This window comes from Lujinxingia litoralis, from assembly GCF_003260125.1.
In the GTDB taxonomy this organism is placed as follows: Bacteria; Myxococcota_A; Bradymonadia; order Bradymonadales; family Bradymonadaceae; genus Lujinxingia; species Lujinxingia litoralis.
On the sequence record NZ_QHKO01000001.1, the window covers coordinates 809,317 to 822,570 of the forward strand.

A 13,254-nucleotide genomic window follows, 5' to 3' on the forward strand; every position below is an offset into this window, starting at 1 on the left:
GGGCGTCGTTCTCCCCTTTTCAGGGGGCAATTGGCCTTCCACGGCTCCGGGTCTTCTGTTAGGGTTCCCTTCACTTCGACACTGACGTTTGTACCGGGACGCTGAGGCCCGGCCGCATCACATACGGCTCTCGGCATGTCCCACACCCTGGGGCGACTTCCCCCGGGGCCAGGCACTCGATGGGTGACGTTATGACCAGCAATGTGGGTGCGCAGTCGCGGGGGACCTTCCTGGTCGTAGACGACGAGCCGGATATCCTCGACGCCATCGCGCGCCTCTTTCGCAAAGAATACCACGTGCTCACCGCCCAGTCGGTCGACGAGGCGATGGAACTCATCGCTGAACACGACGTGCAGGTGGTGATGACCGACCAGCGCATGCCGCGGATGTCGGGCATTGAGTTTCTGGCCGAGCTGCGTCAGGAGCACCCCCATATTGTGCGGGTGCTCTTTACGGGCTACTCGAACATCGCCGACGTGATCGACGCGATCAACGAGGGCCACGTCTACCGCTACATCTCCAAGCCCTGGAAGCCGGTGGAGCTGCGCCTCTTTGTGGCGCAGGCCTTTGATTACTACCGCGCTCAGCGCGAGCGCCGTGAGCTCCTCAAACAGCTTCGCGAGGCCAACGACCAACTCGAGCACCAGAACGCCCTGTTGAGCGACGCCAACGAAGAGCTCAAGATGCTCGACCGCGTCAAAAATGTGTTCATGGAGGTGGTCAGCCACGAGCTCAACACGCCGATCGCGATCGTGTTTGGCTACACCTTCTTGCTGCGCAAGGAGCTGGGTGACGAACTCAGCGCGGTGGCCGCCAAAGCCCTCAGCGGCATCGACTCCAGCGCGGTGCGCCTGAAGAACATCTCCAACCGCATCTTCAAGATGCTCAATGACGAGAACTCCGGCGCCACGCTGGATCTGGAGTGGGTCGACATGCGCAAGTTTGTGGCCTCGCTCCAGGACCAGCTCGACCCCTTCTTACAAAAGCGCAATCAACGCCTGGAAACTCAGGTTGCCCCGGAGGCCCATCGCATCCTCGCCGACGAGGAGAAGCTCAACGACATGTGCCTCAACCTCTTGATGAACGCCATCAAGTTCTCCTACGACGACCAGACCATCACGCTAAGCATTGGCCCCTCCGACGATCCGGAGGTCCTGGAGCTGACGGTTCGCGATAGCGGCGTGGGCATCTCGGATGAGGATGTCGCGCAGATCTTCGACGTGTTTTTCAGCACGTTTAACACCGGGCACCACTCCTCGGGCCAGTTCGAGTTTAACAAACGGGGCATCGGCCTGGGGTTGGCGGTCGCCAAACGTTTTGCGGAGATGCACGGGGGCTACATCAACGTCGACAGCGAAGAGGGGCGCGGCTCGCTCTTTACGGTGCATCTGCCGGTTCATCCCGAGCAGCAGTCGCTCCGTGACAGCGCGCAATCCTCATCGTCGGCTCAGCACGCCCCGCACTGAGGCCGCTCAGAGCAGAGCGATACGCTCCTGGAGAAGCGCGCGGCGCGGATGCCCCGTCTCCAGCGCCGCCAGCGCGACCTGCGCCTGCTCGCGGTCGCCGACAACCCACCACAACCAGGCGGCATCGGCCGGATCAACACCGGCGCTGCGGTGCCAACGCCGAAGCACCGCGCTCACGCAGGCTTCGCGGGCTTTCATCGGGTCAAATCTCCGGGGGCGTGGTCCGGCCACAATCATCCACTCCCCGGCCAGCACCGGCGAGGCCCGCACGTCGCTCAGACCGAGTTCGTCGGCGATCTGCATGATTTCGTGCTCGAAGCAGCCCATCAGCGCCGGCTCCAGGGCGCGGTGAGGGTTAGCGTTGAGCGCGGCCTGGTCGAGCACGAAGAGGACCGTGCCCTGCGCCCCAAGGCTGAAGACGCGGCGCAGATGGTCAAGCGCACGCCGGGCGCGCTGCGCCTCGCTGGCGCCCTGCCCGTCGACGAGCGCCCCGATGGCCACGCTCAGCTCAAAGGGGCCGGCCCGATCGACGCGTTCATCAAAAAGATCGCATTCCAGCAGGACGTGAGAGCCCTCAAGCCCGGCGAGCGTGCCACGGGCCTGGGCGGCAAGCTCGGGGTGCCGCTCCACCCCCAGGTAGGCGGGGCGCTCCGCCTTGGGAAGGTAGGCGGCCAGGGCCGCCGGGCCGCAGCCCAGATCGATAAGGCGATCGGCCGAGGTCGGTCGGAGCGCCGCGCAGGTCAGCTCAAAGCGCAGCCATTGCTCCAGGCGATGACGCCAGCCGGAGCGCTGCGCGGGCTCCAGGGCCCCGGCCAGCTCATCGTAATAATCCGAGTTCATCGCGGTCACGACCTATCGCTCGCCAGGCTGGCATCTACAACCTCGCCAGCAGCCCCTCGCGCTCGGAGCTGCACCACAAGGTCATTGAGGGCCTCCAGAACCCGGGGCAACTCCTGCACACTGGCATAGCGCGCGGCGTCTTCCAGAAAGTCATCGACCCCGAAGGCCCTGAGCGCCGTCTCATGAACCATCGCGTCTTTGCGTTTCAGTGTTACCAGCACCTCGTCCCAGCGCCCCAGTCGGGCGTAGGCCGCCAGACGCAGCGCCAGAAGTTGAGCGTGGGGCGCAGCCTGGCCGGCGCGCATAAATGCCTCGTCGAGCCGCGCCCCCAGGCGCAGCGCCTCCTCGGCATCCCCCCGATGGTACGCGATCATCGCCAGGTTCAAACGCACGCCATACTGCTCGTAGGAGTCCAGCGCCTTATAGAGGCGCAGCGCCTCTTCAGCCCGCTCCCTGGCCAGCTCCCACTGGCCCTGCAGTCGACTGCGTTCGGCGAGGTCATTGAGGCAGTCGGCCACCCCGCTGACGTTGCCGATGCTCTCAAAGAGGCGCAGCGCCTGGAGGGTTGCCTGGCTGGAAGCTGTGATATCGCCGGCCTGTCGCGCCACGTCGCCCAGCGCGTTGAGAGCACGGGCCTGACCATAGGCGTCGCCCAGCCGGGCGTATGCACGCCGGGCGCGCTCCAGACGCTTGTGGGCCGCGTCCAGATCCCCGGCGAGTTCGGCGACTCGGCCGCCCTCCAACTCCACGCGGGCCAACGCCGCGGAGGCCTCGCGCCCCTTGAACACATCGCGAGCCTCTTTGAGCAACGCCTGCGCGCGCTCCAGCTCCCCGGCGTGACGTGCAGCGACGCCGGCCCAGATGGCGGCTTCGGCGGCCTCCACCACATAGCCACGTTGAGCCGCCTGACCTCGGACGGTCTCGGCCAGCGTACGGCAGGCCGCAAAGTCAGCGCGCGCCGCCGCCAACCAGGCGCGGTCCACCAGCGAGGTGAGCGCGGCGCGCTCGGCCGCGCGCTCAGCCACCTCTTCGGAGAGACTCTCGCGCCAGGAGATCAGCTCTTCGGCATGAACATAGTCGCTGCCTTGAATCGCCTGCGCCACAGCCCCCCGCAGCGGCGCCAGCGCCAGATCTGCCCGGCCGCCCTCGTGGCAGTGCCAGGCCACCCGCTCGGCGACTCCGGGCGCGTCCAGCGCGTAGCGCTGCCCTAAGACCCCGGCGGCGGCCAGGTTCAACCGCATCCAGCGGCCACCGTCTCGTGCGGAACGCTCCAGACTCTCCTGCAGCAGTCCATGGACAAAGCTCCAGCCCTGCGCGCGCGCGCGGGCCAACCCGGCGTCGATCAAGCGAGGCACCAGCGCGTCCACCGGCGGCAGCCCCAGGTGCTCGCTGAGCGCACGGAGTTCATCGGCATCGACGATCACGCCGAGCGTCGCCGCCGCCTCCAGCTGTTCCAGCGTCGGCCCCTCGCCCACCGCCGCGAACCCGCGCACGCGCTCGTCCCAGAGGGCGTGAACATCGTCGGGAATGGTCACATCGGCTCCCGGACGCAGCACAAAGCCCTGCCGCCCCATCACCAGCTTACCTTGCGAGACCCAATCCTCGACCAACTGCACCGCGAAGAGGGGCACGCCATCGACACGTTGAAGAACGTGGCGCGCTAAGTCCTCATCCAGGTGCAGCAGCTCTCGCACCAGGGCCTCAGCATCCGCGTCCTCCAACGCCTGAAGCTCCAGACGCCGCAACCCCTGGGCCTCCAACTCCCGAAGTCGGATGCGCTCCACCCGACGTTGGGCCAACGCCTCACTGCGCACGGTCATCACCACCAGAATCGGCGCGGGCTCCCGCGCCTGCGCCTCGGCGATGTAATGAGCCAGCGCCAAAGCCTCCTGGCCCCAGGCCACATCATCGAGCCACAGCAACACCGGACGCGTTCGCGCCAGGTGCTTGAGATACACGTAGATGGTGGAGAGGCGATCGTGCTGTGTGGCAACACGCACCGAGGGCACGTCGCGGCCCTCGGTCTGACGCGTGGCCACCAGCTGTGCGAGCCCGCGCAACAGGTAGGGATCATCCACGCCGAGGGGCGCACAGATACGCTCCAGTCGGGAGAGCGCATCGTCGAGCGAGAGGTGCACGCACCCCAGATGGCGCGAGAGCATCGGCGCGATACCGTCGCGTGGTCCCATTACCGGATGATGCCAGGCCTCCAGCGCGATGGCCGCGCCCACCTCTTCGGCGCGCTCCACCAGCCAGCGGGCCAGCTCCGACTTACCGGTGCCCGCGCCGCCGGCGATCAACGCCTGACGGGCGCTTCCGGAACTGTGCACCTCGTGCAGGAGTCGCCAGAGTTTGTCACGCTCCTCCTCCCGATCCACCAGTGGAATCGCCCGCAGACCAAAGAGCCCCAGGCTGATCCCCAGCAAGTCGTTGGACAATCCCCGCTCCTGCGAGCGCCGCCAACTCAAAGGCAGCGGCGGTCCCGCGGGCACCTCCTTCGAAACGTCATTCGGCGCGCCAAGTTGTTCCTCCCACTCCCCAATCTCCAGACGGGCCGAAGGAGATCGCAAGGTAGCCCCGGCCTGCAACTGCGAGAGAATCAGCGTCGTAGACGCCTCGCGCGGCGTCACCTGCGCCGATGCCTCTCCTCTCCCGGAACTTGCCAGAGGTTCAAAGAGCGGTCCGCGGGGCGCTCCCTCGCCGGGAAGGCAGAGTTTTGAGAGTTCCCAGGCCGCATCCGCCGCGCGCTGAAAGCGATCGCAGGTGCGTTTGGCCAGCATCTTCTCCAGCCACATCTGGAGCCCCTCAGGCACTGCAAACCGCGGCGAAATCGCGGGAACCGGAGCCTTAAGATGTCGGGCGGCGATTTTCCAGGGAGTATCGCCCTCAAAGGGCCAGTGCCCGCACACCAGCTCAAACGCCATACACCCCAGCCCGTAGAGGTCGGTCCACGGCCCATAGTCACGCCAGAAGCCCCGCAACTGCTCGGGAGCCATGTACTGAGGCGTGCCCCATACCTTGCCTACCTTGCCCTTCTCATCGAAGCGCGTGTCAACGTGAACCAGGCCAAAATCGGTGAGCTTGAGTGCCCAGGATGCACCACAGCCCACCAGCACATTCTCGGGCTTGAGATCGCGATGGATCAATCCCCGGGCATGCGCATGGGAGAGCGCATCGAGCATGCGCAGCAGCACGGCTTTGGTCTCCACCCACGCCAGGCGGTTTACGTGGTCGATCAACGCCCCACCCCGGGCGTACTCCATGACCAGGTAGGGGCACCCGGCCTGAAGCTGGTCGCCAGATTGACGGGCCGTCGACGCAGAAATCGTCCCGTAATCGAGCAGGGTCACGATGTTGGGGTGGTCCAGCGCCGCGACCGCACGCAACTCCGCTTCAAAGGTCTGACGATACTCGGGATTCGCGCTCACTTCGGGATGGAGCACCTTCACCGCAACATCGATCTGCGACGCCCGATGACGCCCCGCCCAGACCTGCCCCATCCCCCCCTGACCAATCGGCGCCACCAGCTCGAACTCACCGCAGACGATCCTGGACACCTCCACACCTCCAGCGATAGCGCTGACTTACTCTCGTTCGCGCTGCTTGCGCTGGCGCATCAAGGTTCGCAGCGGCACGCCTTCAAACGTGTAGGCCTCGCGCAGCTGATTCTCCAGATACTTGCGATACGAGGGCGCCACGGCATCGGTGTGGTTGACCGAAAACATAAAGGTCGGCGGTCGCGTGGCCACCTGAGAGATGTACAGAAACTTTGCACGGCGGTTGCCATGCATCGGCGGCGAGTGCCGCGCCAGCGCCCCTTCCAAAAAGCGATTCAACTCCGCGGTCTGAATCCGGCGAGTGTACTGCTCAAAGACCTGGTCGACCGCACCGAGGATGCGATGCACGCGCTGACCGGTCTTCGCCGACACAAAGATGACCGGGGCGTAGTCCACAAACTGAAGCTCTTTGCGCAGGGTTTTGATGTACTCGCCGGCCGTATCGGTGTTCTTTTCAACCAGGTCCCACTTGTTGACCAGGATCACACAACCGCGCCCGCGGTTCTGCACCACCGAGGCGATCTTCTTATCCTGGGTGGAAATGGGCTGGGTGGCATCAAGCACCATCAACGCCACGTCGGCACGGTCGATGCTCCGGATGGCCTGCACTACCGAGAACTCCTCCAGACGCTGGCTGATCGAGCGCTTGCGCCGCAGTCCGGCGGTATCAATCACCAGATACTCTTTGCCATCCACGCGCACCATGGTGTCGATGGCGTCGCGGGTGGTTCCAGCCACGTCGCTGGTGAGCAAGCGTTCTTCGCCCAGCAGCGCGTTGATGGTGCTGGACTTGCCGGCGTTGGGCTTCCCCACCACCGCGATGCGCGCAAAGGGCTCGTCTTTGAGCACCTCCCCCTTGGGCGCGTCTTCCATCACGTCGTCCATCAAGGGGTCGAGCCCAATGCCGTGCTCGGCACTCAGCGGATAGAGCGGCACACCGAGCTGGTAGAAGTCAACCAGATACTGCTCCTGCCCGCTCCAGGTATCGATCTTATTAACTGCCAGATACACCGGCTTATCGGTGGTCCGCAGAAGCTCAAAGATCTCCTGATCGGCGCCGGCCAGCCCGGCGCGACCGTCGACCACAAAGATAATGGCGTCGGCCTCATCCACGGCCAGCTGCGCCTGGTGGCGCATCTGCATCAGCATCGGATCTTCGTCCCGGGGCACAAACCCGCCGGTATCGACCACGGTGAAGGGTCGACCAAACCAGTCCCCATCGCCGTACTGACGGTCGCGGGTCACCCCCTCAAAGTCGTGCACGATCGCGGTCTGCGACTCGATCAGGCGGTTAAACAGGCGGCTCTTCCCCACGTTGGGGCGGCCGACAATCGCGATCATAAAGGCCATGGCGTCTTCATCACTTGCTTGGTGCGGCCGCGCATACGCCCGGCCCTGTTAAACTGCATGCTAAAACGAACCACTTACTCGTAGCCAAAGCGGTGCAGGTGGCGCGACTTCTCGCTCCACTGCGGCTCCACGCGAACGAAGGTCTCCAGAAAGACCTGACGTCCGAAGAATCGCTCCAGCTCCGCGCGCGCGCTCTGCCCGATGGCCTTGATACGCTGGCCACCCTGCCCGATGACGATGCCTTTCTGGCTGTCGCGCTCAACGTGAATAACAGCGGAAATCTCCAGAAGGTCGCGCTTCTCATCCTCATTAAAGTGCTCAACCTCCACCGCCACGCTGTAGGGGATCTCCTTGCGGGTCTGGAGCATCACCTGTTCGCGTACGAACTCCGCGGCCAGAAAGCGCTCGGCCTGGTCGGTGAGCATGTCCTCCGGGAAGAGCAATCCCTGGTGAGGAAGATGCTCCAGGACCACATCCACAAAGGTATCGATCTGCTCGCCGGTAAGCGCGCTCAGCGGAATCACCCCGGCGTACTCGGTGCGCTCGCTCAGCGCATCGATCATGGGCAGCAACAGATTTTTATCCTTGAGCTGATCGATCTTGTTGAGCACCAGCAACGCGGGCACCTCTGCCTGGGAGAGACGCTCAATCACGTAGCGCTCCTCCGGCGGCAAGCCCGACGCCCCGGTCCGACGCTGCCAGGCAGCCAGCGCGGCCACATCGACCATATGGCAGACCACGTCAACCTCGCGCAGGCTCTGCAGCGCGACCTCATTCATCACCCGGTTGAGGCGTTTGGGCCCCTGGTGAATCCCCGGGGTGTCGACAAAGCAGAGCTGGCCCTTCCCACTGAGGGTCTGCACCCCTAAGATGCGATTTCGCGTCGTCTGCGGTTTGGAGGTGGCAATGGCCACCTTCACCCCGAGCACGGCGTTCATCAGCGTGGACTTGCCCACGTTGGGCTGGCCGATCAGGGCCACAAAGCCCGCGGGTAAATCGATGGGTGTGGAGTCGGACATGAATCTTCCATGGACAGCGCGCACGGGGCGCGCGGGGTTGGTCGCACTACTGATCGCCACAATGCTGGCTCTGGGGGCCTGCAAAGACCCCGAAGCCACCGAGACCGAACTCTTTGAGGCGGCCGAAGTCCATTATCGTGACGGAAACTATGGCGAGGCGCTCTCGGGCTATCAAGGCTTCCTGAAGCGCTACCCGACCAGCCCGCTGGCGCCGACGGTGGAAATGCGACTACGTAACATCCACCGCGAAGTAGGCTCAGTGATGGAGCGCCAGGGCTCGCCAAGCCCCGTCTATCACGGTTCGCGCGGCGATCAAAGCAGCGCCGGGCCGGTGCTCGACGTCTCCGCGCCCCCGACGCCTGCCGACACCAGCTCCGACGCCCCCTGAAAGCCCTCGCTACGCCGATCACTCTTCTCGCTTCTCAACTCTCGGGTCGCCTCATCGTGAACACAAACCTATTGCGGGTCCTCTCGCTGCGCGCCACACAATGGCGGAATCGAGCCGCTGCGCGCCAGACCTCCCGCGGCCTGCCCCTTATCCTCTCCCTGCTCGGGGCGGCCGCCCTGCTCTTCGGCGGCCACCTGCTGGCACCCACGCTTCTGGCCCCACCCCTGGAAGCAGCCACTGCCCGGGGACTCGACGCCACGCGCATTCCCGCCGGCCAGACCGCTCTGGAGGCCGCCTTCTGGCTGAGTGCCCTCCTGGCCTCCGTACTCAACTTCCGGGTGATGGAGCTCCTCTTCCGACGCGCCGACGCCCTGGCCCTGCAGCCGCTGCCCATTCGTCCCGCAGCCTTCTTTATCGATCGCACCCTCTCCACCCTCACCGAAGCCACGCTCAGCGCGGCGGCAGCGAGCCTGTTCTTTGTGCCGCTGTTCTGGCGAGGCGGGGCCGCAGCCGCCGCAGCAGCCATCGCCATGCTCTTCGGAGCGCTCTGGCTTGGGGCTGGCCTCTCGATGTGCGCGATGGTGTTGGCGGGGCGTCAGCTGGTGCACGAGCCCCACACATCTTCCGCATCGTCAGGCCCGAAACTCGGCGGCGGTGACCTCTACGGCGGCACCGGCCAGATTTTTTTGTACGCCCCCGGGGTGGGACTGGCCGCAGTGGTGATCGCCGCGCTCTTCTGGAAGTTGCTCCTTGGGGAACCCCTTCGCCTGGGGAGGCTCAGCGAACCTTTTCTCATCGGGTCGGCCCTCCTTGCCGGCGCCTGGGCCCTGGCCATGCTGACGTCCTGGCGCACCTTCGCTCTCCATTATCACGCCATGGCCGCACGCTTTCGCGAAGCAGACAGCGCAGAGTTTGACGCGGTGCTCGACTATCAACGCTCCTCCTATGAGGCGGCGCGCCGCCTGGAGCGAGGCCTGCGACCGGGAGCCGCCCGGGCCTACCGCGCGCTGGTCCTGGATGGCGACCGCCGCCTGGCTGCCGGACGCGTCGGCTACGCGGTGATCCTGGTACTGGCCGCCCTGGGCCTCTTCACCCTGGATGCCAGCGCGCGGCCGAGCTGGGCCGTAGCGCTGGCACCGGCGCTGATGCTCGCGACCATCATCAACCCCTGGGCGCGGGTCAGCCGACAGGCCGCTCGCCTCAACGCCCCGGCGGCCCTCCCGCTGGCCCGGCGCGACATCGATGCCGCCATCTTCCGGGTCGCCGTGCGCGAAGTGCTCTTTTTGGCGCTCCCCTTCGCGGCGCTTGTCGCGCTTATCCCGGGCCTGCTGCGCTCCGAGAGTGACGCCTGGCTCATCGCCACAGCCTCACTGGCCTTCCCGCTGGCCCTGGCCGGTGCCATTCACGTACTCCCCCTGCGCGGCAACGCCTCGGGCTGGCTTCCGGCAACGCTTGCCGCCGCGCTCGGCACCCTCGCCATGCTCAACCTGCCCGCCGCACTGGCCGCCGCCCTGGTGCTTATCGGCGCCGCGCTCTTTCTTCCCCAGACCTCATCCTCTTCTGCGCCCGCAACGTCCCGGAGTTCTGCATGACAGCCTCAGCCGCGCCCGCCGCGCTCATCCTCAAAGACCTCACCAAGCGCTACCGCCGTCTGATCGCCGTCAACCAGCTCAACCTGACCATTGGGCCCGGAGAGTTTGTGGCCCTCATTGGCCCCAACGGCGCCGGCAAGTCCACGACCATGGGGTGCATCGCCGGCATCACCGCCCCGGACCAGGGCTCGGTGCTTATCGGCGGAGTTGATGTGGTGCGCTACCCGGTGGAAGCCCGCAAGCACCTGGGCTTTGTCCCCCAGCACCTGGCCCTGCTCGACTACCTCACCGGCCTGGAGTACCTGCACTTTGTGGCCGAGCTTCGCGAACTCTCCACCGCAGAGCGCGATCAAGAGATCGAGGAGCTCCTGGCGATCACCGAACTCGAAGACGCCCGTCACGTCGTGCTCAAAGAATACTCCGGGGGGATGGCCCGAAAGCTCGCCATCGCCTCGGTCCTGCTGGGCAGCCCCTCGCTCCTCGTGCTCGACGAGTCCTTTGTCGGCCTCGACCCCGAGTCGACCGCTCGCCTGCGCCGGCGTCTGCAGCGTCACTGCGACCAGGGAGGCTCCATCCTGCTTTCCAGCCATATCCTCGACATGCTGGAGCGCCTCTGCTCGCGTTTTGTCCTCTTGCAGGGAGGCGAACTGGCCATGGACATCCAACGCGCCGAACTCGACCAGAAGATCCGCGACAAAGAGATCGTCGACCTGACCGACCTTTACCTCCAGACCACCGGCAAATCCGATCTGGTCGCCGCCCCGCTCCCCTGACCCGGCCTGGTCTACTCCTTAATGGCGCAGGGTGAGCTCCAGATACTGCCCGCCCCGCTCCACCATCACCGCCAGCGCGTCTCCTGCCCGACGCGCGAACACCAGGGCATCGCCGCGCTCCACGCCGGCTCGGGCCGCCGGACTCTGCGGATCGACCACATCGATCTGATGCCCCCGGCCGGTATCCACAACCCGTTGCCCCAACGCCGCCTCAATCGCTGCCATTGAACGCTCCCGGTCGGGGACCGGGACCGAAAGAATCGGACCGGTTAACCGCAACGTCGCCTCCCCCTTCTCCCCCAACCGGACCAGACGCACCTGCCCCTCCCCCCACCCGGCGTGAGTGGCGTACACCGTGAGCGCCGCCTCAGCCGGAACCTCCAGGTGAAGCGCACGACTTCCCTGACTGAGACCACGGGCCACCCGGCGGCCCTCAGCCCAGATCTCCACCCAGGCGCCGCTGACCCCGGCGCCCTGCGGGTCGGCCACCCAGATCTTGACCGGTGCCCGCTCCCCCTGCTCCTCCGCTCCGTCGTCGCCGTCGGCGAGCCCCTCGGCCCCGGCAGCTCCGAGCGAACTTACCGATGCTCCACGCGCACGCAGCACATCAACCACCGGCGCGCGCCAGGCCTGGGGCATACGCAGGCCGCCGCCTTTGAGCAGTTCCACCTGCAGCGTGTAATCCTGCGCCTCTGCGCTCTGCCCCACCTGGAGGGTGCGACGAGTGAAACCCTCCGCATCAATGGTCACGTAATAGGTGCCGGGCGGAATCAGCGCAAAACGCGCCAGACCATCGGCTCGCGTTGTCGTATGCAAATGCACCAGCGCCAGACTCTCCCGTGAGAGACGCACAAAGGCCCCCTCCACCGGCGCCCCGGCCCCGTCAACAATGCCCAACTCCAGGTCGGCGGCCCGAACCGTACGCAGCGCGCGAGCCCCCTCTTCGGCAAAGACCGCGCCCCCGGGCCCCTGCACCACGCCCCAGAACGCCCCCGGGCGCTCCGGGTCGAGAGAGCGAGCCAGCACCTCATAATAGCGCCCCTCATCGCCTCCCGGAGTGCGCACCCCGAGCTCCGGGAGCGCCACGTAACCAGCCTCATCGCTGCGCTCGACCAGGGGCGGCCACATCCCCGCCGCGCCGATCATCAACCGAGAGACCAGCGCCCCCTCGTCCTCATCCAGCACCTGAAGCCAGCGCGCTTCGGTCGCCGGTGCATCTTCACCGGCCAGGGCCCGCTCCGCGGGCATATCTTCGCCCCCCTGATAGGGAGCGAGCACCCCTTGTTCGTCTTCCACGACGTGGTTAACCTGCTCCCCATCGGGCGCGCGAAACGTGGCCCACAAGAGCGCCCCAGCCACCGCCACGCTCCCGACCCCCGCCGCATTTTTCAGCCCTCGCTTCACGTTGCTCGCTCCCTGTACACAGGAGTCCCATTTGGAGCACCGACGCTCATGACCACCACGTGGCCCATTCAACTCGCGCTGAACACCGAGCGCCTGCCCCGGGTGCGCATCTACGGAAAAACCCTGCACCTGGAGCGCCGCGGCAGCAGCGCACTCTACATCGAGTCTGGCGATGCCGCCGGTGCGCGCCATTGCGCCCTTCCTGCAAGGTGCTCCGGACTGCGCTTTCTTCCGAGCGTGGGGGAGCGCGCACTGCTGGTCTTTCCGACCCCGCAACTTCTATGCCCGGCGGGCCTCACCATGCAAGTGGTGCTCGCCACACCGCTGAGCCTGCGCCTCGACGCGATCCACCCCGGGGGCAGCGCACACCTGATCGAATTTCCCGCCCCGCGCACCTCCCCCGGACTCTACGGCCCGGTGGACTCCGGCCAGATCTGCACCTCCTTTCGCGCCCCGGTCAGCGCCCCCGACGAGCCCGACGCCCTGCACTCGCACCCGATCTGCGCGCTCGAGCTGGCAGTCGAGCCATCCGAGGGCGACACCTTGAGCCAGGCCCGGCTCTGGGCCACCCTGCCCCTGACCGTCACCAACACCACTCCGGAACCTCGCGAAGTGAGCAAAATCATGTTGCCCACCGCCTCTCTGGAGCTCTACCGCCACCCCACTCGCGATGAGATCTGGACCAGCACCGTGCACATGCGCCTGCTCGGACCCAACGAAGCCGAGGTGGCCATCGAAGATGGGCCCGCCGGCGGCGAAGCCATCGCCCATAGCGGGCGCCCGGCTCAGACTCATGAACCGCGCCGGGCCTACACCTTCCTGCACGCCTACCGGGCCAAAACCGGCCTGGAACACGGCTTTTAAC

At 66.1% G+C, this 13,254-nt stretch carries 10 protein-coding genes; 5 read left to right on the forward strand and 5 right to left on the reverse strand.

The window, feature by feature from the left end; all coding sequences use genetic code 11:
- Nucleotides 1-191 precede the first annotated feature (191 nt).
- Nucleotides 192-1,466 carry a hybrid sensor histidine kinase/response regulator gene (locus DL240_RS03340; RefSeq protein ID WP_158542321.1) on the forward strand — a complete coding sequence of 425 codons (1,275 nt, stop codon included), beginning with the start codon at nucleotides 192-194 and terminating at the stop codon, nucleotides 1,464-1,466.
- A 6-nt stretch (nucleotides 1,467-1,472) separates the two neighbouring features.
- On the opposite strand, the gene DL240_RS03345 is transcribed toward DL240_RS03340, so the two are convergent.
- The 4 genes from DL240_RS03345 to era all read right to left on the reverse strand — a co-directional run bounded on the left by DL240_RS03345 (nucleotide 1,473) and on the right by era (nucleotide 8,232).
- Nucleotides 1,473-2,306 (reverse strand): SAM-dependent methyltransferase, encoded by an 834-nt coding sequence (locus DL240_RS03345; protein WP_146618071.1) that lies wholly within the window; start codon nucleotides 2,304-2,306, stop codon nucleotides 1,473-1,475.
- A gap of 5 nt (nucleotides 2,307-2,311) precedes the next feature.
- Nucleotides 2,312-5,863: a serine/threonine-protein kinase gene (locus tag DL240_RS03350; protein ID WP_146618072.1), complete on the reverse strand. Its 3,552-nt coding sequence runs from the start codon at nucleotides 5,861-5,863 to the stop codon at nucleotides 2,312-2,314.
- A gap of 27 nt (nucleotides 5,864-5,890) precedes the next feature.
- Nucleotides 5,891-7,213, reverse strand: a complete 1,323-nt coding sequence (gene der, locus DL240_RS03355; protein ID WP_111728434.1) for a ribosome biogenesis GTPase Der — start codon at nucleotides 7,211-7,213, stop codon at nucleotides 5,891-5,893.
- 74 nt (nucleotides 7,214-7,287) lie between these two features.
- Nucleotides 7,288-8,232, reverse strand: a complete 945-nt coding sequence (era, locus tag DL240_RS03360; protein WP_111728435.1) for a GTPase Era — start codon at nucleotides 8,230-8,232, stop codon at nucleotides 7,288-7,290.
- Here era and DL240_RS03365 point away from each other — a divergent pair.
- Genes DL240_RS03365 through DL240_RS03375 form a run of 3 tightly spaced genes read left to right on the forward strand, consistent with a single transcriptional unit; the run spans nucleotide 8,231 to nucleotide 10,985 of the window.
- Nucleotides 8,231-8,620: an outer membrane protein assembly factor BamD gene (locus DL240_RS03365; RefSeq protein WP_146618073.1), complete on the forward strand. Its 390-nt coding sequence runs from the start codon at nucleotides 8,231-8,233 to the stop codon at nucleotides 8,618-8,620. The genes era and DL240_RS03365 overlap by 2 nt on opposite strands.
- Before the next feature lie 56 nt (nucleotides 8,621-8,676).
- Complete coding sequence (locus DL240_RS03370; RefSeq protein WP_146618074.1) at nucleotides 8,677-10,212, forward strand: hypothetical protein; 1,536 nt, start codon at nucleotides 8,677-8,679, stop codon at nucleotides 10,210-10,212.
- On the forward strand, nucleotides 10,209-10,985 hold the full coding sequence (locus DL240_RS03375; RefSeq protein WP_111728438.1) for an ABC transporter ATP-binding protein: 777 nt from the start codon (nucleotides 10,209-10,211) through the stop codon (nucleotides 10,983-10,985). The genes DL240_RS03370 and DL240_RS03375 overlap by 4 nt, the downstream gene beginning before the upstream one ends.
- An 18-nt stretch (nucleotides 10,986-11,003) precedes the next feature.
- Here the strand turns inward: DL240_RS03375 and DL240_RS03380 are convergent, their stop codons facing one another.
- Nucleotides 11,004-12,389 carry a carboxypeptidase-like regulatory domain-containing protein gene (locus DL240_RS03380; protein ID WP_158542322.1) on the reverse strand — a complete coding sequence of 462 codons (1,386 nt, stop codon included), beginning with the start codon at nucleotides 12,387-12,389 and terminating at the stop codon, nucleotides 11,004-11,006.
- Nucleotides 12,390-12,437: 48 nt separating this feature from the next.
- Here DL240_RS03380 and DL240_RS03385 point away from each other — a divergent pair, with 48 nt between their 5' ends.
- Nucleotides 12,438-13,253 (forward strand): DUF432 domain-containing protein, encoded by an 816-nt coding sequence (locus DL240_RS03385; protein WP_158542323.1) that lies wholly within the window; start codon nucleotides 12,438-12,440, stop codon nucleotides 13,251-13,253.
- Nucleotide 13,254 lies beyond the last annotated feature (1 nt).

Coding starts and splice junctions, on each gene's coding strand:
- DL240_RS03340 (WP_158542321.1), top strand. CDS start 192: ATGACCAGCAATGTGGGTGCGCAGTCGCGGGGGACCTTCCTGGTCGTA.
- DL240_RS03345 (WP_146618071.1), bottom strand. CDS start 2,306: ATGAACTCGGATTATTACGATGAGCTGGCCGGGGCCCTGGAGCCCGCG.
- der (WP_111728434.1), bottom strand. CDS start 7,213: ATGGCCTTTATGATCGCGATTGTCGGCCGCCCCAACGTGGGGAAGAGC.
- DL240_RS03365 (WP_146618073.1), top strand. CDS start 8,231: ATGAATCTTCCATGGACAGCGCGCACGGGGCGCGCGGGGTTGGTCGCA.
- era (WP_111728435.1), bottom strand. CDS start 8,232: ATGTCCGACTCCACACCCATCGATTTACCCGCGGGCTTTGTGGCCCTG.
- DL240_RS03375 (WP_111728438.1), top strand. CDS start 10,209: ATGACAGCCTCAGCCGCGCCCGCCGCGCTCATCCTCAAAGACCTCACC.
- DL240_RS03385 (WP_158542323.1), top strand. CDS start 12,438: ATGACCACCACGTGGCCCATTCAACTCGCGCTGAACACCGAGCGCCTG.